This is a genomic window from Luteococcus peritonei, from assembly GCF_039526385.1.
In the GTDB taxonomy this organism is placed as follows: domain Bacteria; phylum Actinomycetota; class Actinomycetes; order Propionibacteriales; family Propionibacteriaceae; genus Luteococcus; species Luteococcus peritonei.
In genome coordinates this window covers 96,077-117,973 of record NZ_BAAAIX010000001.1, presented here as the reverse complement: position 1 = coordinate 117,973, position 21,897 = coordinate 96,077, and the positions used below count along the sequence as shown (strand labels likewise).

The 21,897-nt window shown below is 70.3% G+C and carries 20 protein-coding genes and 1 tRNA gene; 7 read left to right on the top strand and 14 right to left on the bottom strand.

The window, feature by feature from the left end; translation table 11 throughout:
* Positions 1–119: 119 nt before the first annotated feature.
* The 5 genes from ABD073_RS00570 (at position 120) to ABD073_RS00550 (ending at position 4,765) form a co-directional block, all read left to right on the top strand.
* On the top strand, positions 120–863 hold the full coding sequence (locus ABD073_RS00570) for a maleylpyruvate isomerase family mycothiol-dependent enzyme (protein ID WP_343871748.1): 744 nt from the start codon (positions 120–122) through the stop codon (positions 861–863).
* Positions 860–1,489 (top strand): MBL fold metallo-hydrolase, encoded by a 630-nt coding sequence (locus ABD073_RS00565; RefSeq protein WP_343871747.1) that lies wholly within the window; start codon positions 860–862, stop codon positions 1,487–1,489. The genes ABD073_RS00570 and ABD073_RS00565 overlap by 4 nt, the downstream gene beginning before the upstream one ends.
* Positions 1,490–1,542: 53 nt before the next feature.
* On the top strand, positions 1,543–2,835 hold the full coding sequence (locus ABD073_RS00560; RefSeq protein ID WP_343871746.1) for an MFS transporter: 1,293 nt from the start codon (positions 1,543–1,545) through the stop codon (positions 2,833–2,835).
* A 200-nt stretch (positions 2,836–3,035) separates the two neighbouring features.
* Entirely contained in the window at positions 3,036–4,013 is a 978-nt protein-coding gene (locus tag ABD073_RS00555; RefSeq protein WP_343871783.1) for a TerC/Alx family metal homeostasis membrane protein, read from the top strand.
* Positions 4,014–4,192: 179 nt separating this feature from the next.
* Entirely contained in the window at positions 4,193–4,765 is a 573-nt protein-coding gene (locus ABD073_RS00550) for a helix-turn-helix transcriptional regulator (RefSeq protein WP_343871744.1), read from the top strand.
* A gap of 15 nt (positions 4,766–4,780) precedes the next feature.
* Here ABD073_RS00550 and uvrB read toward each other — a convergent pair whose 3' ends face one another.
* The 4 genes from uvrB to rpsA all read right to left on the bottom strand — a co-directional run bounded on the left by uvrB (position 4,781) and on the right by rpsA (position 10,180).
* The gene (uvrB, locus tag ABD073_RS00545) at positions 4,781–6,874 is read right to left on the bottom strand and encodes an excinuclease ABC subunit UvrB (RefSeq protein ID WP_343871743.1); all 2,094 of its coding nucleotides are present in this window, start codon (positions 6,872–6,874) and stop codon (positions 4,781–4,783) included.
* A gap of 45 nt (positions 6,875–6,919) precedes the next feature.
* Positions 6,920–7,540 (bottom strand): dephospho-CoA kinase, encoded by a 621-nt coding sequence (gene coaE, locus ABD073_RS00540; protein WP_343871742.1) that lies wholly within the window; start codon positions 7,538–7,540, stop codon positions 6,920–6,922.
* Complete coding sequence (locus ABD073_RS00535) at positions 7,537–8,550, bottom strand: alpha/beta fold hydrolase (protein ID WP_343871741.1); 1,014 nt, start codon at positions 8,548–8,550, stop codon at positions 7,537–7,539. The genes coaE and ABD073_RS00535 overlap by 4 nt, the downstream gene beginning before the upstream one ends.
* Before the next feature lie 166 nt (positions 8,551–8,716).
* Complete coding sequence (gene rpsA / locus ABD073_RS00530; protein WP_343871740.1) at positions 8,717–10,180, bottom strand: 30S ribosomal protein S1; 1,464 nt, start codon at positions 10,178–10,180, stop codon at positions 8,717–8,719.
* Between the two features lie 280 nt (positions 10,181–10,460).
* On the opposite strand from rpsA, the gene ABD073_RS00525 reads away from it, so the two are divergent.
* Positions 10,461–11,162 (top strand): class F sortase, encoded by a 702-nt coding sequence (locus ABD073_RS00525; protein ID WP_343871739.1) that lies wholly within the window; start codon positions 10,461–10,463, stop codon positions 11,160–11,162.
* Positions 11,163–11,198: 36 nt separating this feature from the next.
* Here the strand turns inward: ABD073_RS00525 and polA are convergent, their stop codons facing one another.
* A complete protein-coding gene (gene polA, locus ABD073_RS00520; protein ID WP_386751645.1) occupies positions 11,199–13,976 on the bottom strand; it encodes a DNA polymerase I in 2,778 nt (925 codons plus the stop codon).
* On the opposite strand from polA, the gene ABD073_RS00515 reads away from it, so the two are divergent.
* Positions 13,975–14,403: a PaaI family thioesterase gene (locus tag ABD073_RS00515; protein ID WP_343871736.1), complete on the top strand. Its 429-nt coding sequence runs from the start codon at positions 13,975–13,977 to the stop codon at positions 14,401–14,403. The genes polA and ABD073_RS00515 overlap by 2 nt on opposite strands.
* Positions 14,404–14,523: 120 nt before the next feature.
* Here ABD073_RS00515 and ABD073_RS00510 read toward each other — a convergent pair whose 3' ends face one another.
* The 9 genes from ABD073_RS00510 to ABD073_RS00470 form a co-directional block, all read right to left on the bottom strand.
* Entirely contained in the window at positions 14,524–15,168 is a 645-nt protein-coding gene (locus ABD073_RS00510) for an ANTAR domain-containing response regulator (protein WP_386751651.1), read from the bottom strand.
* Positions 15,169–15,292: 124 nt separating this feature from the next.
* Positions 15,293–15,375 (bottom strand) — tRNA-Leu (locus ABD073_RS00505).
* Positions 15,376–15,480: 105 nt separating this feature from the next.
* A complete protein-coding gene (pyk, locus tag ABD073_RS00500) occupies positions 15,481–16,905 on the bottom strand; it encodes a pyruvate kinase (protein ID WP_343871734.1) in 1,425 nt (474 codons plus the stop codon).
* A 108-nt stretch (positions 16,906–17,013) separates the two neighbouring features.
* On the bottom strand, positions 17,014–17,934 hold the full coding sequence (locus ABD073_RS00495) for an RluA family pseudouridine synthase (protein WP_343871732.1): 921 nt from the start codon (positions 17,932–17,934) through the stop codon (positions 17,014–17,016).
* Positions 17,931–18,398 carry a signal peptidase II gene (gene lspA / locus ABD073_RS00490; protein ID WP_343871782.1) on the bottom strand — a complete coding sequence of 156 codons (468 nt, stop codon included), beginning with the start codon at positions 18,396–18,398 and terminating at the stop codon, positions 17,931–17,933. The genes ABD073_RS00495 and lspA overlap by 4 nt, the downstream gene beginning before the upstream one ends.
* A 71-nt stretch (positions 18,399–18,469) precedes the next feature.
* On the bottom strand, positions 18,470–18,892 hold the full coding sequence (locus ABD073_RS00485) for a TraR/DksA family transcriptional regulator (protein WP_343871731.1): 423 nt from the start codon (positions 18,890–18,892) through the stop codon (positions 18,470–18,472).
* Between the two features lie 174 nt (positions 18,893–19,066).
* On the bottom strand, positions 19,067–20,095 hold the full coding sequence (locus ABD073_RS00480) for a DivIVA domain-containing protein (protein ID WP_343871730.1): 1,029 nt from the start codon (positions 20,093–20,095) through the stop codon (positions 19,067–19,069).
* Between the two features lie 135 nt (positions 20,096–20,230).
* Positions 20,231–20,758, bottom strand: coding sequence for a cell division protein SepF (locus tag ABD073_RS00475; protein ID WP_343871729.1), 528 nt, complete (start codon positions 20,756–20,758; stop codon positions 20,231–20,233).
* Positions 20,759–20,827: 69 nt separating this feature from the next.
* The gene (locus tag ABD073_RS00470) at positions 20,828–21,589 is read right to left on the bottom strand and encodes a purine nucleoside phosphorylase YfiH/LACC1 family protein (protein WP_343871727.1); all 762 of its coding nucleotides are present in this window, start codon (positions 21,587–21,589) and stop codon (positions 20,828–20,830) included.
* Positions 21,590–21,897 lie beyond the last annotated feature (308 nt).

Genomic DNA, 21,897 nt, shown 5'->3' with positions numbered 1-21,897 from the left:
CGCCCCACCGACAATTCCCGGGCTCCCACCCGCCGGGTGGACCGCGGCGCCGCCTGGGTCCCGTCGGAAACCGGTTGCGGAGGCTCGCTCCGGAGGCGCTGGTTCGTTAGGTTGGTCGCATGAGCTCCTCGTCCCACGACTCGGCAGCCCTGCCGATCAGTGCGACGATGGCGCAGCTGCGGCGGCGCAAGCGCGAGGCCACCCAGAACCTGCTGGGCAGCACCATCGCCATCTCCGACGAGGACTGGCAGCAGGACAGCCGGCTGCCGGGCTGGACCCGGGCCCACGTCGCCACCCACCTGGCACGCAATGCCGACGCGCTGACCCGGGTGGTGCACGGCTTCCTGACCCACAACCCTGCCCAGCTCTACCCGGACCAGGCGGAGCGGGAGCGCGAGCTGGAGCAGGGCTCGCTGCGCGGCGCCCTGGAGCTGCAGATCGACCTGGACACCTCGGCCGGCATGCTCAACAGCGTCTTCGGCTACCTCGAGGAGTCGGGGGCCGACGACGAGGTGCTGCTGGCGCCCGGGCTTCGGATGCCGGTCAACTGGCTGCCCGTCGCCCGGCTGAACGAGGTGGTGCTGCACCACATCGACCTGGACTGCGGCTTCACCGCCACCGACGTGGCCGCCGACATCGCCCGCTGGCTGCTGGAATGGCACTGCCTGCGGCTGTCCGGCCGCGAGGACTTCCCCACCCTCCGGATCGCCAGCACCTCCGGCCTGCGGACCCGGGTGGGTGCCGGCGAGGAGGGCCCGGAGGTGCACGGCAGCGATGCCGCCCTGCTGGGCTGGCTCACCGGCCGCGGCGATGCCGAGGCCCTGGTGGGCGCCCCCGAGATCGAGAACCTGGAGCTGCCATGACCACCACCCGCCAACTGGCCGACGACCTCTACCTCGACGTGGCCGTGGTCGGCCCGATGTCGAACAATGCCTACCTGCTGCGTGAGGCCTCGGGCCGCGCCCTGCTGGTGGACGCCGCCGACGACGCCCCCGCCCTGCTCGACCTGGTCTCCGGGGTGACGGTGGAGACCATCGTCACCACCCACCGCCACCACGACCACGTCCAGGCGCTCGCCGAGCTGGCCGCCGCCACCGGCGCACGCACCGTCGCCGGCCGGCCCGACGCGCAGGCCATCGAGCAGGCCACCGGCGTGGCCTGCGAGCCGCTGTGGACCGGAGACAGCCTCACCCTGGGCCGACGCACCATCAGCGTGGTCGGCCTGGTGGGTCACACCCCAGGCTCCATCGCGCTGGTGGTGGACGCCGGCGAGGCCGGCGTGCAGCTCTTCACCGGCGACAGCCTGTTCCCCGGCGGCGTGGGCAAGACCGGGTCTGCGGAGGACTTCACCAGCCTGCTGGACGACGTGGAGCGCGAGCTCTTCGCTCGCCATGGCGACGACGCGGTGGTCTGGCCCGGCCACGGCGACCACACGACGCTGGGCGCCGAGCGCCCGCACCTGGCCGAGTGGCGCGAACGCGGCTGGTGACCGCTGGGCGAAAGCCCTTCCGGGGCCCGGCCGCACGCCGCTAGCGTGCCCCGGTGACCACTTCCCCGATGAACTCCCCGCAGATGCGGCGGATCCTGTTCTCCAGCTTCATGGGCTCGGCCATCGAGTTCTACGACTTCCTGCTCTACGCGTTGGCCACCTCGCTGGTCTTCGACAAGGTCTTCTTCAACAACCTCACCCCCGGCATGGCCACCGTCGCCGGCTTCGCCACCTTCGCGGTGGGATACCTGGCGCGGCCGTTGGGCGGCTGGATCTTCGGCCAGTTCGGCGACACCCTGGGCCGCAAGAAGATGCTGGTCATCACCATGATGATGATGGGCCTGGCCTCGGTGGGCATCGGCCTGCTGCCGGACCAACGCTCCATCGGGGTGGCCGCTCCCCTGCTGCTGCTCCTGCTGCGCGTCCTGCAGGGCATCGGGCTGGGCGGTGAGATCGGCGGGGCCGTGCTGGTGGCCGTCGAGCACGCCCCGGGGGCACGGCGTGGTTTCGCGGCCTCCTTCGCCAACCTCGGCGGGCCGGCCGGCTCCTTCCTGGCCGCCTTCGTGATGGGCGTCTTCAGCCGTTCCCTGTCGCCGGAGCAGTTCCTGGCCTGGGGCTGGCGCATCCCCTTCCTGCTGTCCATCGTGCTGCTGGCCGTCGGCATGCTGGTGCGGGTGCGCGTGGCGGAGACGCCGCTCTTCCAGGAGCTGCAGGAGCGGGCCGAGGCTCGTCGTACCCCCGCCACCGAGGTCTTCACCCGGCACTGGCGGGTCCTCGTGCTGGGCGTGCTGGCCGGCATCGCGGGCTTCGCCACCCAGGGCATCCTCTCGGTCTGGGCGGTGCAGCACGCCCGTCAGCTCAAGGTGCCGCAGGCCGCCATCCTGGACATCAAGGCGTGGGCACCGCTGGGCATGTTCGTGGTGATGGCCTTCGCCGCCTGGATCTCGGACAAGGTCGGACGCCGCACGGTGATGCTCAGCACCTGCCTGCTGGGCGCCGTGCTGGCGCTGCCGCTGCTGCGCGCCCTGGACTCCGGGACGGTGGCCGGGACCGCCGTGGCCATCATCGCGGGCCAGGCCCTGGTGCAGGGCGCCCTGTTCGGCCCCTACACCGCCTTCCTGTCCGAGCTCTTCCCCACCGAGGTCCGCTACACCGGCACCTCGCTGGCCTACCAGACCGCCTCCACCCTGGGGGCCGGCTTCACGCCGCTGCTGGCCGCGGACCTGATGCGCCGCTACCACTCGGTGACGCCGGTCATGCTGGCCTACCTGGCCGCCTTCGCGATCACCGCGACGGCCGTGCTGCTGGTGCGGGAGGGACGCCACGTGGACCTCGCCGAGGTGTGAGCGGCCCCCTGCCCAGGGCCGCCAACAGGCGGCACGGTGCCGGCTCGCGGTAGGATCCATGCGATGCTCTGGTTGGAGGGGAGTAATCCAGCAACCCGCAGGTCGTCAGCACGAGGACATTTCTCCGGCCTGCAGCCACCCCGGTGGCGGACGAGACCTCCTGGCAGACCCCCTACGTCACCAATCCCGAAAGGTCCCGCATGGACATCCACATCTCAACGTGGCTGATCACCATCGGCATCATGGCCGCCGTCCTGCTCTTCGACGTCATCGTGGTCGGGCGCAAGCCCCACGAGCCGTCGATGAAGGAGTGCACCATCGTCGTGGTGGCCATCATCGCCGCCGCCATCCTGTTCGGCCTGGGCGTCAGCCACTTCGCGGGACCTCGCTACGGCAAGGAGTTCTTCGCGGGCTGGCTGACCGAGTACAGCCTCAGCCTGGACAACCTGTTCATCTTCCTGATCATCATGGCCAAGATGAAGGTGCCGCGGCACCTGCAGCAGTACGCGCTGCTGGTCGGCATCATCCTGGCGCTGGTCTTCCGCGGCATCTTCATCGCCCTGGGCGCCGCCATGATCGAGCGCTTCGCCTGGATCTTCTTCGCCTTCGGCGCCTTCCTGCTCTACACCGCCTTCGACCTGGTCAAGGACTTCTTCGAGAAGGACCACGACGACGAGGCCACGGAGAACATGGCCATCCGCTGGGTGAAGCGGACCTTCCCCTTCACCGACGACTGGCACGGCACCAAGACCTCGGTGAAGATCGACGCCAAGCGCTTCATGACCCCGATGTTCCTGGTGATCGTGGCGCTGGGCTCCACCGACCTGCTCTTCGCCCTGGACTCGATCCCCGCGATCTACGGCCTGACCCAGGAGCCCTACCTGGTCTTCACCGCGAACGTCTTCGCGCTGATGGGCCTGCGCCAGCTCTACTTCCTGCTGGGCGGCCTGCTGAAGAAGCTGGTCTACCTGCCCATCGGCCTGTCGATCATCCTGGCCTTCATCGGCGTCAAGCTGGTCCTGCACGCCGCGCACCACTACCACCTGGTGGGCGACTGGGCCGAGATCGGCATCGAGCTCAGCCTGGGCGTCATCATCGTGACCCTGGTCCTGACCGCCGTGCTCAGCCTGATGAAGACCCGCAACATGACCGCCGAGGAGATCGAAGAGGCCCACTGACCTCTCGTCCTGCCTTGTCAGCCCGTGCCACGCTGCGTGGCACGGGCTGTCGCGTCCCCGGCCACGAAGGGTGGCGGGCCGGGGCCTGCCATGACCGGGACGGAGCCGGCGATCCATCCCTAGTGTGATGAACACGGCGGTCCGAGAGACGGATCCCGGACCCTGGAAGGACACCCACCATGACCCTCGGCAGCAAGCTCCGCGAGGCCCGCAACCGCGCCGGCATGACCCAGGCCGACCTGGCCCAGGCGCTGTGCGTCTCGCGCCAGGCGATCACGAAGTGGGAGTCGGACAAGGGCATGCCCGACATCGTCAACCTGGCCGCGCTGGCCGACCTGCTCGACTGCTCCATCGACTCGCTGGTGCGCACCGACCGGCCCTTCTCGGCCGAGGCGGTACGGGTGCCGATCGTGCTCGACTCCTACCGGAAGGTGAAGCCGGCCCGCTCGAAGCAGGACATGGCGGTGCGCGAGGTGCACCCCGACGCCGAGGTGATCCACCCGCTGCTGCGGCGCCGCGAGATGACCCGGTGGGAGAACCTGCTGGACTTCATCACCCAGCCCGGCGTGATCTGGGCCGCCGACGGCCTGTCGAACCGGGACGCCTACTACCTGGTGGAGAAGGGCGCCACCCAGCAGCTGGCGCGCGTCTCCAAGGACTACGTCGAGACCCGGGACCTGCCCGCGCGCTTCGAGGGCAGGACGCAGGTGATCGGGCAGGACCGCTTCTCGAAGGTCCGCTACACGCTGTGAGGCCCCGCTGACGGGCTAGCGGTTCGCCTCGATCATCCCGCGCAGCTCCTTCTTCAGGTCACCGACCTCGTCGCGCAGCCGGGCGGCCAGCTCGAACTGCAGCTCGGCCGCGGCGGTGTGCATCTGCTCGGTGAGCTCCTGCACCAGGTCGGCCAGCTCGCTGACCGCCATGTTCGAGGTGTCCAGGCCGCGGGCCTTCTCCACCACGCCGGGCACCGGGGACTTGGGGCTGCGGCCCTTCGGCTGGGCCTTGCTCACCAGCTCCTGGGTGTCGGCGTCCTCGCGGGCGAGCATGTCGGTGATGTCGGCGATCTTCTTGCGCAGCGGCTGCGGGTCGATCCCGTGCTCGGTGTTGTAGGCGATCTGCTTGGCGCGACGACGGTTGGTCTCGTCGATGGCGCGCTCCATGGACGGCGTGATCCTGTCCGCGTACATGTGCACCTGGCCGGCGACATTTCGCGCGGCACGGCCGATGGTCTGGATCAGCGAGCGGTCCGAGCGCAGGAAGCCCTCCTTGTCGGCATCCAGGATGGCCACCAGGCTCACCTCGGGCAGGTCCAGGCCCTCGCGCAGCAGGTTGATGCCCACCAGCACGTCGTACTCGCCCAGCCGCAGCTCGCGCAGCAGCTCGACGCGGCGCAGGGTGTCCACCTCGGAGTGCAGGTAGCGGGTGCGGACCCCGTTCTCCATCAGGTAGTCGGTCAGGTCCTCGCTCATCTTCTTGGTCAGCGTGGTGACCAGCACGCGCTCGTTGCGCTCGACGCGCTGGCGGATCTCGCCCATCAGGTCGTCGATCTGGCCCTTGGTGGGCTTCACGATGATCTCCGGGTCCACCAGGCCGGTGGGGCGGATGATCTGCTCCACGAAGCCGTCGGAGCGGGCCATCTCGTAGTCGCCGGGGGTGGCCGAGAGGTAGACGGTCTGCCCGATCCGCTCCGCGAACTCCTCGAAGCGCAGCGGCCGGTTGTCCATGGCGCTGGGCAGCCGGAAGCCGTGGTCCACCAGGGTGCGCTTGCGGGAGGCGTCGCCCTCGTACATGCCGCCGATCTGCGGCACGGTGACGTGCGACTCGTCGATCACCAGCAGGAAGTCCTCCGGGAAGAAGTCCAGCAGGGTGTGGGGCGGGCTGCCCGGGGCACGACCGTCCATGTGCCGCGAGTAGTTCTCGATGCCGGAGCAGGAACCGATCTGGCGCATCATCTCGATGTCGTAGGTGGTGCGCATCCGCAACCGCTGCTCCTCGAGCAGCTTGTTCTGCTCGTGCAGCTCGGTGAGTCGCTCCTCCAGCTCGGTCTCGATGGTGCCGATCGCCTTCTCCATGCGCTGCGGGCCGGCGACGTAGTGGGTGGCCGGGAAGACGTAGATCTCCTGGTCATTGCTCAGCACCTCCCCGGTGAGCGGGTGCATGGTGCTGAGCGCCTCGATCTCGTCGCCGAAGAACTCGATGCGCACCGCATTCTCCTCGTACATCGGGAAGACCTCGAGGGTGTCGCCGCGCACCCGGAAGGTGCCGCGGGTGCCGGCCAGGTCGTTGCGGGCGTACTGGATCTCCACCAGGCGGCGCAGCAGCGCCTCCCGCTCGATCTCCTCGCCCACCTTGAGCCGCACCATCCGGTCGACGTACTCCTCCGGGGTGCCCAGGCCGTAGATGGCCGAGACGGTGGCCACCACGATCACGTCGCGCCGGGTGAGCAGGCTGGCGGTGGTGGAGTGCCGCAGCCGCTCCACCTCCTCGTTGAGCGAGGAGTCCTTCTCGATGTAGGTGTCCGTCTGCGGGACGTAGGCCTCGGGCTGGTAGTAGTCGTAGTAGCTGACGAAGTACTCCACGGCATTGTCCGGGAAGAACTGGCGCAGCTCGTTGGCGTACTGCGCGGCCAGCGTCTTGTTGGGCTGCATCACCAGGACGGGACGCTGCAGCCGCTCGGTCAGCCAGCCCACCGTCGCGGTCTTGCCGGTGCCGGTGGCGCCCAGCAGGACCACGTCCTGCTCGCCGGCGCGGATCCGGCGCTCCAGCTCGTCGATGGCGGCCGGCTGGTCACCGGAGGGCTCGAAGCCGGCCTGCATCGTGAACGGGGCGACGACGCGCTGGAGGTCTTCTACGGGACGCATACCCCAGAGGCTAGCGCGGGCCCCTGACAGTTTTCCCGGGCCGGTTCAGCAGCCGCAGGAGTCGGTGCCGTCACGCAGTGCCAGCAGCTGGTGCCAGACGGCATGGGTGCGCTCGGCCAGCTCCTCCAGACCGGCGTCATTGCGGATCACGTAGTCGGCCACCCGCAGCCGGTCGAGACGGCTGGCCTGCGCGCTGATCCGGGCCCGGGCCTGTGCCTCATCCAGGCCGTTGCGGGCCATCAGCCGCTCCAGTTGGACCTGCTCGTCGACGTCGACCACCACCAGGGCGTCGAAGTCACGCGCCCGGCCGGTCTCCACCAGCAGCGGGATCATGTGCACCACCAGGGCATAGGGGTCGGCCACCTGTGCCTCCACCTGCGCCGAGGCCGCGCGCACCAGCGGGTGCACGATGGCGTTCAGGTCTGCACGGGCCGCCTCGTCGGCGAAGACGAGGCTTCCCAGGGCGGCGCGGTCCAGGCTGCCGTCGGCCTGCAGGACGCCCTTGCCGAAGCGCTCCACGACGGCCGCCAGGCCCTCGCTGCCCACGCTCACGACGTCACGCGCCAGCTGGTCGGAGTCGATCAGCACCGCTCCTCGGCGGCGCATCATCTCCCCCACCGTGGACTTGCCCGAGGCGATGCCCCCGGTGAGGCCGATCCGGATCATCGCCCCAGCATGCCAGAGAAGTCCCCGGTGCTCGCGAAGTGGTCGGTGGCGCGACGCGCCAGCGCCGCCATCAGCTCACCCCCGTGCCCCTCGGTCTCCACGACGTGGAGCTGGGCCTCGGGCAGCTGCTGCTTGACAGCCCACGGGATCGAGACCGGGCCGGAGACGTCACGGCGGCCGTGGACCATGCACAGCGGCAGTCCGGAGAGCTCGGACAGGTGCGCCAGCAGGCCGCCGGTGGGCACCCAGGCCGGGTCCAGGGCACGATGGTGGCTCCAGTAGTGGCTCACCAGGGTGGTCATGGCCACCAGCTCGGACAGCGGCCGCTCGCCGAAGCGGTCCCAGGGCAACAGCTCGCTGGGCAGGCCCACCTGGATGTGGGTGTCCTCCCAGTCCATCCAGGCGATGGCGGTCTCGGTGCGGACCTCCTCGTCGCCATGGGACATCAGGTCGGCCACCGCCTGCACCAGTGGCCCCCCACCGCGGCGCCAGTCGGGGTGCAGCCGCTCCACGGTGGAGGCCAGCTGCTCCCAGGCCTCGGGATAGATGCTGGACACGCCCTCGCTGATCCAGTCCACCTCCTGCGGACCTGTGGTGGTGACCGCCACCAGCAGCAGGCCGCGCACCGCCTCGCGGTGGGCCAGGGCATGGTGCAGGGCCAGGGTGGAGCCCCAGGAGTCGCCCACCACCAGCCAGCTGTCGATGCCCAGGTGGGCCCGCAGCAGCTCCAGGTCCTCGAGCAGGTGGGCGGTGGTGTTGTCGGCCAGCCGGTGCTCCGGGTCCCCCACCCGGGGCGTGCTGCGGCCGGCGCCGCGCTGCTGCGGCGAGACCAGGCGGTAGCGCTCCAGGTCGAAGCGGGAACGGTGGCCGGAGCGCAGCGGTGCGCCGGGGCCGCCGTGGAGGTAGAGGGCCGGGATTCCGTCGGGGTTGCCGCTCTCCTCCCAGTACAGCTGGTGGCCCTGGCCGACCGGGAGCATGCCAGAGCGCGTGGGGGATGTCTGGGGGACCATGCGGGCAGGCTATCGAGGCTGGACGGCTCGGTCCGCCAGCGGCACGGAAGAATCAGCGATCCCGCAGGCTTTTCCTGTCAGGACACACAAATCGGCCCCCACCACGAGGGTGGGGGCCGATCCGTTCAGCTCGTCAGATCGCGAGCGGCTGCTGGGGCACAGGGCCTCAGTTGGCGCCGCCCGAGAGCTTGTCGCGCAGGGCCTGCAGGGCCTCGTCCGAGGCCAGCGAACCCTCCGGCTCGACGTCGGCCGGGGCCGCAGACGAGTAGGTGGCGGCGGTGGCGGACTCGATCGCGGCGTTCTTGTCGGCCTGCTCGGCCTCCTCGGCCTGCTTCTTCAGGGCCAGCCAGCGGGCCTGGGCCTCGGCGTACTGGGCCTCCCAGGCGCGCTGCTGCTCCTCGAAGCCCGGCTTCCACTCGTTGGTCTCCGGATCGAAGCCCTCGGGGTAGATGTAGTTGCCGTTCTCGTCGTAGCTGGCGGTCATGCCGTACAGCGACGGGTCGAAGTCGTCAGCGGCGATGTCGACACCCTCGTTGGCCTGCTTCAGCGAGAGGCTGATGCGGCGACGCTCGAGGTCGATGTCGATGATCTTGACCATGACCTCGTCGTTGACGCTGACGACCTGCTCGGGGATCTCCACGTGGCGCTCGGCCAGCTCGGAGACGTGCACCAGGCCCTCGATGCCCTCCTCGACGCGCACGAAGGCACCGAAGGGAACCAGCTTGGTGACCTTGCCGGGCACGATCTGGCCGATCTGGTGCATCCGGGCGAAGGTCTGCCACGGGTCTTCCTGGGTGGCCTTGAGCGACAGGGAGACGCGCTCGCGGTCCATGTCCACGTCCAGCACCTCGACGGTGACGGGCATGCCGACCTCGACGACCTCGGACGGGTGGTCGATGTGCTTCCAGGACAGCTCGGAGACGTGCACCAGGCCGTCGACGCCGCCCAGGTCCACGAAGGCACCGAAGTTGACGATCGAGGAGACGACGCCGTTGCGGATCTGGCCCTTCTGCAGCTGGGTGAGGAAGTTCTGGCGAACCTCGCTCTGGGTCTGCTCCAGCCAGGCGCGACGCGACAGGACCACGTTGTTGCGGTTCTTGTCCAGCTCGATGATCTTGGCCTCGAGCTCCTGACCCACGTAGGGCTGCAGGTCGCGGACACGGCGCATCTCCACCAGGGAGGCGGGCAGGAAGCCACGCAGGCCGATGTCGACGATCAGGCCGCCCTTGACGACCTCGATGACGGAGCCGGTGACGACGCCGTCCTCTTCCTTGATCTTCTCGATCGTGCCCCAGGCGCGCTCGTACTGGGCGCGCTTCTTGGACAGGATCAGGCGGCCTTCCTTGTCCTCCTTGGTCTGGACCAGGGCCTCGATCTCATCGCCCACGGAGACCACGTCGAAGGGGTCGACGTCGTGCTTGATGGAGAGTTCCTTGGAGGGGATCACGCCTTCGGTCTTGTAACCGATGTCGAGCAGGACCTCGTCCCGGTCGACCTTGACGACGGTGCCGGTGACGATGTCGCCGTCGTTGAAGTACTTGATGGTGGCATCGATCGCAGCCATGAAGGCTTCGGCCGAGCCGAGGTCGTCGATTGCGACCTGAGGAGAGGCCTCAGTGGAGGAGGTCATGTAGTAGGGCTCCGATTTGGATTGTGTGTGGTGTGGACGCACCGCGACCCTCCGTAGAGCCAGACAGGTGCCGGAAGAACCGACGGCCGAACCGACCGATACGAGCGCAGACCTGCTACGTCCGAGGCGTGCGCAGACCACAGTGCGTCCACCAGACTATCTTTCGGCCTCCTGAAGGGTCAATCCGGCCGACGCCCGCACCACGCCTGCTGGCCGTGGCGCCCGGGTAGGGTCGCAGCAGACGGGCCATGGGGGTGGCCCGCGGGGGAAGGGGCATGCCGTGGGCAGGACACGCAGGCTGGTCGCACTGCTGAGCGGGATCCTGGCGGTGGTCCTCGCCGTGGGCTGGTGGCAGCAGCGCTCACCCGCCACGAGCAGTGGGGTGGACGGCCTGCCGGGCCAGCAGACCACGGGCCAGCTCTCGACGGCCACCAGTCGCCCCTCGGGCAGCCCGGCCCCGAGCAGCACGCCGGCCGCCCGGGGAGGCCTGCCCGCCGGCTGCGCCCGCAGCCACCAGCCGATCGTGCCGACCCGCATCCAGCTGCGCAGCATGGACGTCGACTCCCCCGTGCTCAGCCTGGGCCTGGCCGACGACGGGACCCCCGAGACCCCGCCCTACAGCCAGCCCTTCACCGTCGGCTGGTACAACCGCGGCCCCCGACCGGGCGCGACGCAGGGCAAGGCGGTGCTCACCGCGCACACCTTCAGCAAGGGCCACGCGCTGGGCAATGCCCTGGCCGCGAGCGACGGGCTCAAGCCCGGCGCGGTGATCGCCATGTCGGACGCCCAGGGGCGCACCCTGTGCTGGACGGTGAGCGGCGCCACGAAGGTCTGGGTCAAGGACTACGACCCCAACTCGACCCTCATCTACGACGACGCCGGCGCCCCGCAGCTGGCCATCGTCATCTGCTGGGACTACGAGAAGCCGACCAGGTACTGGGCCTCGCGGATCGTCTACCACGCCGTCCCGCTGGTGGCCTGAGCCTGTCGAGCGGACCGTCCCCGCGGGGGATCCGGCTCAGTGCGCGGCCTCGTGCCAGGAACGGCCGGAGCCGACGCTGACGTCCAGCGGCACCTGGAGGTCCATGGCGTGGCCCATCCGGTCTCGCACCAGGGCCTCCACCTGCTCCCGCTCCCCCGGGGCCACCTCCAGCACCAGTTCGTCGTGCACCTGGAGCAGCATCCGCGAGGCCAGGCCGGCCTGGGACAGCGCCGACTCCACGTCGAGCATGGCGATCTTGATCATGTCCGCGGCCGAACCCTGGATCGGGGCGTTCAGCGCCATCCGCTCGGCCATGTCTCGGCGCTGGCGGTTCGACGAGTTCAGGTCCGGCAGGTAGCGGCGCCGCCCCAGCAGGGTCTCGGTGTAGCCGGTGCGCCGGGCCTGGGCCACCACGCCCTGCAGGTAGTCACGCACCCCGCCGAAGCGCTCGAAGTAGTCCTCCATCAGCGCCTTGGCGTCACTCACCGCGATCCCCAGCTGGTTGGACAGGCCGAAGGCGCTCAGGCCGTAGGCCAGGCCGTAGTTCATCGCCTTGATCCGGGCGCGCTGCCCACCGGTGACGGCCTCCGCCTCGGTCTCGAAGACCTTGGCCGCCATCTCGGAGTGGAAGTCCTCGCCGGAGCGGAAGGCCTCGATCAGGCCCTCGTCGGCCGAGACGTGGGCCATGACGCGCATCTCGATCTGCGAGTAGTCGGCGGTCATCAGGCAGTCGTACCCCGGGCCCACCACGAAGGCCTCGCGGATCCGGCGGCCGGCCTCGGTGCGGATCGGGATGTTCTGCAGGTTCGGCTCGGTGGAGCTGAGCCGGCCGGTGGCCGCGATGGTCTGCATGTAGGTGGTGTGGATCCGGCCGTCGTCGGCGACGCTCTTCAGCAGGCCGTCGACGGTCTGCCGCAGCCGGATCGAGTCGCGGTGGGCCAGCAGGTGCTCCAGGAAGGGATGGCCGGTCTTGGCGTAGAGCCCCTCCAGGGCCTCCGCGTCGGTGGTCCAGCCGCTCTTGGTCTTGCGGGTCTTCGGCATGTCCAGGTCCTCGAAGAGGACCGCCTGCAGCTGCTTGGGCGAGCCCAGGTTGATCTGCTTGCCGATGGTCTCGTAGGCGGCCTGCTCGGCGGCCACCACCTTGGCATCGAAGTCGTTGCGCAGCCGCTCCAGGTGGTCCACGTCGACGGCGATGCCGACCTGCTCCATCCGGGCCAGGGTGGTCTCCAGCGGCAGCTCCACCTCGGCCAGCAGCTGGCTGCCGCCCTGTGCGGCCAGTTCGGTGTCCAGGGCATTGGCCAGGTCGATCACGGCGCGGGCCCGCACCATGGCCGCGCGGGCGGCCTGCTCCGCGCCGGAGTCGTCGTCGCCCAGCTCGAAGAGCGAGTCCTGGTCTGCGGTCTCCTGCTCGCCGGAGTCCTCGACGCGCAGCTCCCGCTTGAGGTGGCGCAGCGCCAGGTCGGCCAGGTCGAAGGTGCGCTGGTCGGGACGCAGCAGGTAGGCCGCCAGCAGGGTGTCGCAGGCCAGCCCCTCCAGCTGCCAGCCGCGCGCCCAGAGCGCCAGCTGCGGGCCCTTGGCGTCGTGGACGGCCTTGCGGGCCGAGGGGTCGGCCAACCAGCCGGCCAGCGCGGCGTCGTCGGCCGGCAGCAGCTCGGTGGTGGACAGCCAGGCCGCGGCCCCGTCGCTGGCCGCCAGCGCCAGGGCGGTGACGTCGCCGCTGCCCGATCCCCAGTGGCCGATCACGTCCAGACCGGTGAGCTCACCATGGCCGTGCGCCTCCAGCCAGGCCGGCAGGGCACCGGGCGCCAGCACCTCACCGACCACCTCGAAACCACCCTCGGGGGCGGTCTGCTCGGTGGGCAGGGCCTCCATCAGCCGGTCTCGCAGCACCCGGAACTCCAGCGAGTCGAAGAGCTCGTGCACCGCTTCCCGGTTCCAGTCGCGGCGCTCCAGGTCGGCCGGGCCCACCGGCAGCTCGAGGTCTCGCACCAGGGCGTTCAGCTCGCGGTTGCGGCGCACGTCGTCCAGGTGGGCGCGGAAGCTCTCCCCCGCCTTGCCCTTGACGCTGTCGGCCTGCCGGATCAGGTTCTCCAGGCCGTCGTGGGCGTCCAGCCACTTGGCGGCCGTCTTCGGGCCGACACCGGGCACGCCGGGCAGGTTGTCGCTGGTCTCGCCCACCAGGGCGGCCAGCTCCGGGTAGCGCGCGGGCGCCACCAGGTACTTCTCCTCCACCGCGGCCGGGGTCATCCGGGCCAGGTCGCTGACGCCCTTGCGCGGGTAGAGCACCGTGACGTGCTCGTCGACCAGCTGCATGGCGTCGCGGTCACCGGTGACCACCAGGCTGTCGAAGCCCTCCGCGGTGGCGCGGGTGGACAGCGTGGCGATGATGTCATCGGCCTCGTAGTTCTCCTTGGTGACCCAGGTGATGTTGAGCGCGTCCAGCACCTCCTGCACCAGCGCCACCTGGCCCTTGAACTCGTCCGGCGAGGCGGAGCGGGTGGCCTTGTAGTCGGCATAGCTCTCGGTGCGGAAACTGACCCGCGAGAGGTCGAAGGCCACCGCCAGGTGGGTGGGCTGCTCGTCGCGCAGCAGGTTGATCAACATCGAGGTGAAGCCGTAGACCGCATTGGTGTGCTGGCCGGTGCTGGTGGAGAAGTTCTCCACCGGCAGCGCGAAGAAGGCGCGGTAGGCCACCGAGTGGCCGTCGATCAGCAGCAGCTTGGGGCGCGTCGTCTCAGGAGTCACGCAGGCGACTCTAGTGCGCGCCACCGACACTTTCCTGCCCGGCGACGCAGGCCCTAGGGTTGCCGCCATGCTGTGGGAGACGAATCCTGACCTGCCCGAGTGGGCCACGGGCATGAGCAGTGCCCTCGACGAGAAGATGGGCCTGGAGATGCTGGAGCTCTCCCCCGAGCGCGTCTCGGGCCGCGTCCCCGTCGAGGGAAACACCCAGGTGGCCGGGATCTGGCACGGCGGTGCCAGCGCCGTGATGGTGGAGTCACTGGGTTCGATGGGTGCCTATGCCCATGCCCGAGGCTTCGGGCGGATCGCGGTGGGACTGGACATCTCGGTCACCCACCACCGCGTCACGCGCACCGGGTGGGTGACGGGCGTGGCCACCCCCTTGCAGCTGGGTCGCTCCATCTGCAGCTACCAGGTGGAGCTGACCGACGACGAGGGACACCGGGTGGCCACCGGCCGGCTCACCTGCATGCTGATCGACCCGCCCAAGAGCCCCTGACCGAGTCCGACGACGGGGCACCAGCCCCGACCGGGTGCGCGTGCGCCGGCACAGGGACGGCACGAGGCCCCCACGACCGTGCGGTCGTGGGGGCCTCGTCGGCTGCTCAGAGCCGATGGTTCACTTGCCGCCCTTGCCCTGGGCGATGACCTTCTCGGCCACCTCACGCATCGAGATGCGCAGGTCCATGGCGGTCTTCTGGATCCAGCGGAAGGCCTCCGGCTCGCTCAGCCCCAGCCCCTCCTGCAGCAGCCCCTTGGCCTGGTCGACGGCCTTGCGGGAGGCCAGTCGCTCCTCCAGGTCCGCGACCTCCTCCTCGACGGCGCGGATCTCGGCGAAGCGGCCCATGGCGATCTCGATGGCGGGCACCACGTCGGAGGCGTCGAAGGGCTTGACCACATAGGCCATGGCGCCGGCCTCGCGGGCGCGCTCCACCAGGTCCCGCTGGCTGAAGGCGGTCAGCATGACCACCGGCGCGATGCGCTCCTCGGCGATCTTCTCGGCCGCGGTGATGCCGTCCATCTTGGGCATCTTGACGTCCATCACCACGAGGTCCGGGGTCAGCTCGCGCGCCAGCTTCACGGCCTCCTCGCCGTCCCCGGCCTGGCCGACGACGTCATAGCCCTCGTCGCCGAGCAGCTCGACGAGGTCCATGCGGATCAGTGCCTCGTCCTCGGCGACCAGGACGCGGGGTCGCGGACGGTTGTTCTCTTCGGTGGTCTTGCTCACGGTGCATCCTTGCGTTGTGGGTGTGCCGGGAAACATGCGGTTCATGTGGTCTGACCTGTGGGTCGGACATCCGACAGCCTACGCCCCACCCGGTGACCTGGGGCGCGCTGTCACAGCTTTGCCTCAGCGGATCGGGGCGGCTGGCGGATCCGGGCGACGGTGCCCGGGAGGGGATTCGAACCCCTAAGGTCTCTCGACCAGACGGGTTTGAGCCGTCCGCGTATACCGTTCCGCCACCCGGGCCGGGAAGCACGCCAATTGTTGCACAAGGGCGCACCGGTTCCCGGCCGGGAGACGACGGACGGCGGACGCCCGAGGGCATCCGCCGTCCGTTCACGACATCTCGGTTCAGGCGTCCATGCCGCGGGGCTTGACCTTGTGCACCCGCAGCGAGTTCGTCTTGCCGGGCACGCCCATCGGCGAGCCGGAGACGATGACGATGCGCTCGCCGACCTCCACCATGCCCTCCTCCACGAGGATGGCCTCGACGGCCTGCACCATCTCCTCGATGTTGGTGAACTCGGGGGTGGTGCGGGCGGTGGCGCCCCAGACCAGGGTCATCTCCTGGCGGGTCGACTCGTCGGGGGTGAAGACCACCATCGGGATGTTGGGACGCAGCCGCGACAGCCGCTTGCCGGTGTCACCCGACTTGGTGAACGCCACCAGGTACTTGGCGCCGATCCGCTCCGCGACCTCGGCCGCGGCCTTGGCGATCACGCCGCCGGTGGTGTGCGGATCCCAGTCGATCTCGTTGATCGACCCGATCGCGTGCTCCTCGGTGCTCTCCACGATGTTGGCCATGGTCTGCACGGTCTCGATCGGGTAGGCACCCACGGAGGTCTCGCCGGAGAGCATGACCGCGTCGGCACCGTCGAGGATGGCATTGGCCACATCGGAGGCCTCGGCCCGGGTGGGGCGCGGGGCCGAGATCATCGACTCCAGCATCTGGGTGGCGACGATGACCGGCTTGGCCCAGGTGCGGGCGGCGCGCACGATGCGCTTCTGCACCAGCGGCACCTCCTGCAGCGGCAGCTCCACACCCAGGTCGCCGCGGGCCACCATGAAGGCGTCGAAGGCGTCGATGATGGCGTCCAGGTTCTCGATGGCCTGCGGCTTCTCGAGCTTGGCGATCACCGGCACCCGGCGACCCTCCTCGTCCATGATCTCGTGGACGCGCTTGATGTCGTCGGCCGAGCGGACGAAGGACAGCGCCACCATGTCGACGCCCTTGCCCAGGGCCCAGCGCAGGTCGCGCTCGTCCTTCTCGCTCAGGGCGGGAACGCTGACGGCCACGCCGGGCAGGTTGATGCCCTTGTTGTTGGAGACTGGCCCCGCGACGGTGACCTTGCAGATCACGTCGGTGTCGGTGACCTCGACCGCCTCCAGGCCGATGCGGCCGTCGTCGATCAGGATCGAGTCGCCCGGGTTCACGTCGCCGGGCAGGCCCTTGAAGGTGGTCGAGCACCGGGTGGCGTCGCCCTGGATGTCGTCGGTGGTGATGGTGAAGGTCTGCCCGAAGGTCAGGGTCACCTTGTCCTCGGCGAACCGGCCGAGACGGATCTTGGGTCCCTGCAGGTCGGCGAGCACGCCGACCGTACGGCCGACGGCCTTCGCGGCGTCACGAGTGAGGGTGAGCCTCTTCTCGTGCTCCGCGTAGTCACCGTGGCTCATGTTGAGGCGGGCGACATCCATGCCCGCTGCGATGATCTCTTCCATACGCTCCGGGGTCGACGTCGCCGGCCCGAGCGTGCACACAATCTTTGCTCTACGCACGTACTTCACCCTACCCCTTGGGCGTGCCGTGGGCAGGGCTTCACAGGCGGTTGCCAAGCTTTGGTCAGATGTCGCACCCCGGCCGGTGGCCCTCCGGCCGCCCGCCATTCACCCGGAACGCACCAGCTCCAGGGCGTGGGCCAGGTCATCGGGATAGCCGGAGCGGTAGGTGACCCACTCCCCTGTGCCGGGATGGGTGAAGGAGAGCTCGACGGCGTGCAGCCACTGCCGCTCCAGCCCCAGCTTCGCGGCCAGCACCGGATCGGCGCCGTAGGTGGGGTCCCCGACGCAGGGATGCTTGAAGGCCGCCATGTGCACCCGGATCTGGTGGGTGCGGCCGGTCTCCAGATGGATCTGCAGCAGGGTGGCCGCGCGGTGGGCCTCGAGCGTCTCGTAGTGGGTCACCGAGCGGCGTCCACCTTCCACCACCGCCATCTTCCACTCCGAGCCGGGGTGGCGCGCGATCGGGGCGTCGATCGTGCCCTGGAAGGGATCCGGATGGCCCTGCACCAGGGCGTGGTAGGTCTTGTCCACGGTGCGGTCGCGAAAGGCCTGCTTGAGCACCGTGTAGGCCTGCTCGCTCTTGGCCACCACCATCAGCCCGGAGGTGCCCACGTCGAGGCGCTGCACGATGCCCTGGCGTTCAGCGGCCCCGCTGGTGGAGATCCGGAAACCCGCACCGGCCAGGTGCTCCACGACGCTGGGACCCTCCCAGCCCAGCGAGGGGTGGGCCGCCACGCCCACCGGCTTGTCCACCACGACGATGTCGCGGTCGTCGTGCACGATGCGCACGCCCTCGACCTCCTGCGGGGTCACCTGCACCCCGCTGGGGACGGCCTCCAGGTCCACCTCCAGCATCGCGCCGGCGCGCACCCGCACCGAGGGCTTGTCGACGGTGGCACCGTCCAGCCGCACCGCACCGGCGGCCACCAGGTCCGCCAGGCGGGAGCGGGACAGGCCGGTCATCCGGGCGGCCGCCGCGTCGACGCGGTCACCGTCCAGGCCGTCGGGCACCAGCAGCACGCTCATCGACGCTCCTGTTCGCGGTCCTCGCCCTCGCCGCGGAAGGCCAGCACGACCAGGACCACGGCGGTGAGCGTGATGAAGATGTCCGCCACGTTGAAGATGGCGAAGTGGGGCAGCTGGAAGAAGTCCACCACGTGGCCGCGCAGCACGCCCGGCGGACGCAGCAGCCGGTCCAGCAGGTTGCCCACGATGCCGGCGGTGGCCAGGCCCGCCAGCAGGCCCTGCCAACGCTGCTGCAGCCGGGGCGCCACCACGAGCACCATGGCCAGGGCGGCCGCAAGGGCCAGCAGCGAGATGACCACGGTGGCCCCGGAGCCCAGTGAGAAGGCGGCCCCCGGATTGCGGATCAGCTGCAGCCGCAGCAGCCCGCCCAGCAACCGGGGCGGGTTCTCGGGATCCAGTCGGGCGACCGCCAGCGCCTTGCTGGACTGGTCCAGCACGACACCGGCCAACGCGGTCGCGGCCATCACGGCACGCGCGCCGCGCGGTTCCTCCACGGACCGCACGGCGCGGGCGCCTGCCTGGTTCTCGACGATGGTTATCGGCGCTCCTCGCGCTGCTTGCACGAGACGCACATGGTGGCGCGCGGGAAGGCCTGCAGGCGCGCCTTGCCGATCGGCTGGCCGCAGTTCTCGCACAGCCCGTAGCGGCCCTCGTCGAACAGCGCCAGCGCCAGCTGGGCCTGGTCCAGCATCTCGCGCTGGTTGGCGTGCAGGCTCATCTCCTGGTCGCGCTCGAAGTTGGAGGAGCCGACATCGGCCGGGTCACGACCCGCGCCGTCGCTGCCCTCGCGCATCAGGCCTGCGAGCTCCTGCTCGTGCACCTCGATGGCCTTCTGGAGGCGCTGGATCTCGTCCGTCAGCTCCTGGCGAACCTCGGCCACCTCGTCGGCGGTCCAGGCCTCCTCGCCCTCGCGAACCGGAAGCTCGGCGGGGGGCTGGGCCTTGCTGGTGGTGGCCATGGGCTGTGCTCCTGTCGTGGGGCACCGCGGAGGAAGGGATCCCCCGGGTGATCTGGTTCTGAGCTGCGAAGATACACCCGTTGTCAAGCGATGCCGCAAGCGGGTGACGAAGGCCCCGCCGTCCGGTGGGACGGCGGGGCCTTCGCGCTGGTCTCCGGCGGACCGGAGGTGGGCTCAGTTGCCCTCGGCCAGCAGGGCGTCGAGGCGCGGGGTGGCGGACTGCCCGGCCGCCTGCGGCGCGGCCGCGGACTGGCCGACCGGGGCTTGCGGGCGCTCCTCGGTGAGCAGGGCCGGGGCCTCGGAGGGCTCCATCCGGCTGTTCTCCACCGCGTCCAGCTGGCTGCGGAAGTGGTTGACCAGGTTGCTGCGGTAGCTGGTCTCGAAGCTGCGCAGGTGGTCCACCTTGCCGACCAGCTCGTCGCGCTCGCTCTCCAGTGCGGTGAACAGCTCACGGCGACGGTTGTCGACATCGGTGGTGAGGGCCTCGCTGCGGGCCCGGGCCTCGGACTCGACGCGCTCGGCCTCGGCGCGGGCGCCCTGGGTCATCTGGTCGGCGTTCACGCGGGCCTCGGACTGGATCCGCTCGGCGCGGGTCTGGGCGTCGATGGTCACCTCGTGGGCCTGGCGGTTGGCCTCCTCCACCTTGCGAGCGGCCTCGTTCTCGGCCTCCGAGACCACGGCCTCGGCCTGCTCGGTGGCCAGCTGCACCAGACGGGTGACGGCGGGGCTGGCCTGCGCGGCGGTGGTGACCACGATCTTCTCGACGCGGCCGGTGCCGCTCTGGTTGCCGTCCATCACGGTCAGGCCGGTGGTGGCGCGTGCCTGCTCCAGCTCGCTGCGGGCACCGTCCAGCTGTCCGCGCAGCTCCGCGTTCTCGCGGCGCAGGAGCTCCAGCTCGGCGCTGTCCTGGCTGTCGTCGGCGACGGGGGCGACGGGGGCGGCGGTGCGGGCCTGCTCCAGCTCGGCGCGCAGCCGCTGGTTCTCGGCCTCCAGCTCGGAGTTGTCGGCCTGACCGGCCTCGCCCGCGCTGCCGTCGAGGGCGTCGAGCTGTGCCTTGAGCCGCTCGTTCTCCTCGAGCATTGTGCCGAAGGTCTCGTCCACGCGGTCGACGAACTCGTCGACCTCGGTGGCCATGTAGCCCTCGCCCTGTCGCTTGGCGATGCGGAAGCGGACGTTCTTCACGTCCTCCAGGGTCAGCGTCATTTCGGTAGTACTCCCAGCACGTTGATGGCATGCAGCCTTCTGCACGGACCCGTCGGGTCCTTGTCAAGGCTAGCGCGGCCGCTTCGGGGGCGCCAAGAAGACCTCAACCCAGGTTGAGGGAACCGTCGGCCGGGATCAGCTCTGGTTGAAGAAGCCACCCGCGGCGATCCGCTCCTTGTCCTCCGCGGTGACGTTCACGTTCTGCGGGGACAGCAGGAAGACCTTGCTGGTGACGCGCTCGATGGTGCCGCGCAGCCCGAAGATCAGGCCGGCCGCGAAGTCCACCAGGCGCTTGGCGTCGGCATCCTCCATGTCGGAGAGGTTCATGATCACCGGCACGCTGTCACGGAAGTGCTCCCCGATGGTGCGCGCCTCGTTGTAGGTGCGCGGGTGCACGGTGATGATGCGGGTCAGGTCTGCGGTTCGCTGCACGGGGGCCGCCTTCGGCTGGCTCTGGCCGACCACCTGGGAGGAGGCGGTGGCAACTGCGGTGGCACCGCCGCCGGAGCTGCGACGCTCGGGCAGCGGCGTGATCTGGGAGGGCTCGTAGTCGGCGTCGCTGAAGACCTCCTCGGTCAGCTCGCCGTCGACCTCGTCGTAGTCGTAGCGCGAGTCCTCGACCAGCCCGAGCCAGCGCGCGGCCTTCTTGATGCTGTCCGGCATGTGTTGCCCCTCCTGAAAGACGTCATGTCGAGGTTACCCGCTCGGCCGGGCACGGGCGATCCACCCGGCTCACGACACGCGCCAAATGATGCCGGCGAGCCGGCCGGCACGCTCGGCGTCGCGACGGTGGGAGTGCAGGTCCGTGGTGGTGAGCGTACAGGGGTCACGCCGCTCGGCCGCGATGCCCAGGGCCGCGAGTTGCGCCGCGCAACCCGCGCCCAGGTCCAGGGCGGCGCTCCCCCAGCGGCTGCGCACCGCCACCCCGGGATGCCGGGCCTCCACCGCGGCCGCCATCTCGTCGGGCACCTCGTAGCACTCCCCGCACACGTGCGGCCCGATCCAGGCCCGGATCGGGCCGGCCCCCAGCTCGCGCATCTGCTCCACGGTGGCCTGCAGCACCCCCAGGTCGAAACCGGCGCGGCCCGCGTGGGCGGCACCCACCACGCTGCCGTCGACGGCGGCCAGCAGCACCGGGACGCAGTCGGCCACCCGGATCACCAGGGCGGTCGAGGGCTCGACGGTGACCATCGCATCGGCCGGCACCAGCGGCGGCTGGCCGGCATCGGCCCCCAGCCAGCTGCGCGGGCCCCAGCCGGACAGGAAGTCGCGGTCCACCACCAGCACCTCGGCGCCGTGCACCTGGTGGGTGGCCACCCAGTGGCGCACCCCCAGCTCGGCGGCCACCAGCTCGCCGTTGCGCCCGACGGCCTCGGGCCCGTCGACGTCGGTGCGGCCCAGGTTGAGCGGTCCGAGGTGCTCGTCGCTCACCCCGCCGTGGCGGTCGGTGAAGGCGACCCCCACTCCGGCGCTGCGCTCCAGGAAGCTGAACATGGCACGAGCCTAGACGCGAGGACGGGGCGCTACCCGCAGGTCGCGCCCCGTCCGGAGCCTCAGGACAGCCCGGTCACTTCAGGAAGTCCGGGATGTCCAGGTCGTCGTCATCGGCCGGACGCGGGGTGCGCGCCTGCTCGAAGGGCTGCTGCGCCGGCTGCTGGGCCGGGGCCTGGTAGGTCGGCGCGGCGGGCTGGGCCGGCGGCTGCTGCTGGGGAGCGGGGCTGGCCGGGCTGGTGGCCGAGGAGCCGGTGACCATCGGGCCACGCGCCACCTGGGTGGCGGTGGGGGTGGTCTGGGCCGACGGC

Bases quoted from the DNA above. Each gene is read 5' to 3' on its own strand.
- coaE (WP_343871742.1), bottom strand. From the start codon at position 7,540: ATGATCCGGATCGGCCTCACCGGGGGCATCGCCTCGGGCAAGTCCACG.
- polA (WP_386751645.1), bottom strand. From the start codon at position 13,976: ATGGCGGCAACCCTAGGGCCTGCGTCGCCGGGCAGGAAAGTGTCGGTG.
- ABD073_RS00510 (WP_386751651.1), bottom strand. From the start codon at position 15,168: ATGTTTCCCGGCACACCCACAACGCAAGGATGCACCGTGAGCAAGACC.
- rpsA (WP_343871740.1), bottom strand. From the start codon at position 10,180: ATGACCTCCTCCACTGAGGCCTCTCCTCAGGTCGCAATCGACGACCTC.
- ABD073_RS00470 (WP_343871727.1), bottom strand. From the start codon at position 21,589: ATGTTCAGCTTCCTGGAGCGCAGCGCCGGAGTGGGGGTCGCCTTCACC.
- lspA (WP_343871782.1), bottom strand. From the start codon at position 18,398: ATGGCCGCGACCGCGTTGGCCGGTGTCGTGCTGGACCAGTCCAGCAAG.
- ABD073_RS00480 (WP_343871730.1), bottom strand. From the start codon at position 20,095: ATGACGCTGACCCTGGAGGACGTGAAGAACGTCCGCTTCCGCATCGCC.
- ABD073_RS00495 (WP_343871732.1), bottom strand. From the start codon at position 17,934: ATGAGCGTGCTGCTGGTGCCCGACGGCCTGGACGGTGACCGCGTCGAC.
- ABD073_RS00565 (WP_343871747.1), top strand. From the start codon at position 860: ATGACCACCACCCGCCAACTGGCCGACGACCTCTACCTCGACGTGGCC.
- ABD073_RS00485 (WP_343871731.1), bottom strand. From the start codon at position 18,892: ATGGCCACCACCAGCAAGGCCCAGCCCCCCGCCGAGCTTCCGGTTCGC.
- ABD073_RS00570 (WP_343871748.1), top strand. From the start codon at position 120: ATGAGCTCCTCGTCCCACGACTCGGCAGCCCTGCCGATCAGTGCGACG.
- ABD073_RS00535 (WP_343871741.1), bottom strand. From the start codon at position 8,550: ATGGTCCCCCAGACATCCCCCACGCGCTCTGGCATGCTCCCGGTCGGC.
- ABD073_RS00555 (WP_343871783.1), top strand. From the start codon at position 3,036: ATGGACATCCACATCTCAACGTGGCTGATCACCATCGGCATCATGGCC.
- ABD073_RS00515 (WP_343871736.1), top strand. From the start codon at position 13,975: ATGCTGTGGGAGACGAATCCTGACCTGCCCGAGTGGGCCACGGGCATG.
- ABD073_RS00475 (WP_343871729.1), bottom strand. From the start codon at position 20,758: ATGCCGGACAGCATCAAGAAGGCCGCGCGCTGGCTCGGGCTGGTCGAG.
- ABD073_RS00550 (WP_343871744.1), top strand. From the start codon at position 4,193: ATGACCCTCGGCAGCAAGCTCCGCGAGGCCCGCAACCGCGCCGGCATG.
- uvrB (WP_343871743.1), bottom strand. From the start codon at position 6,874: ATGCGTCCCGTAGAAGACCTCCAGCGCGTCGTCGCCCCGTTCACGATG.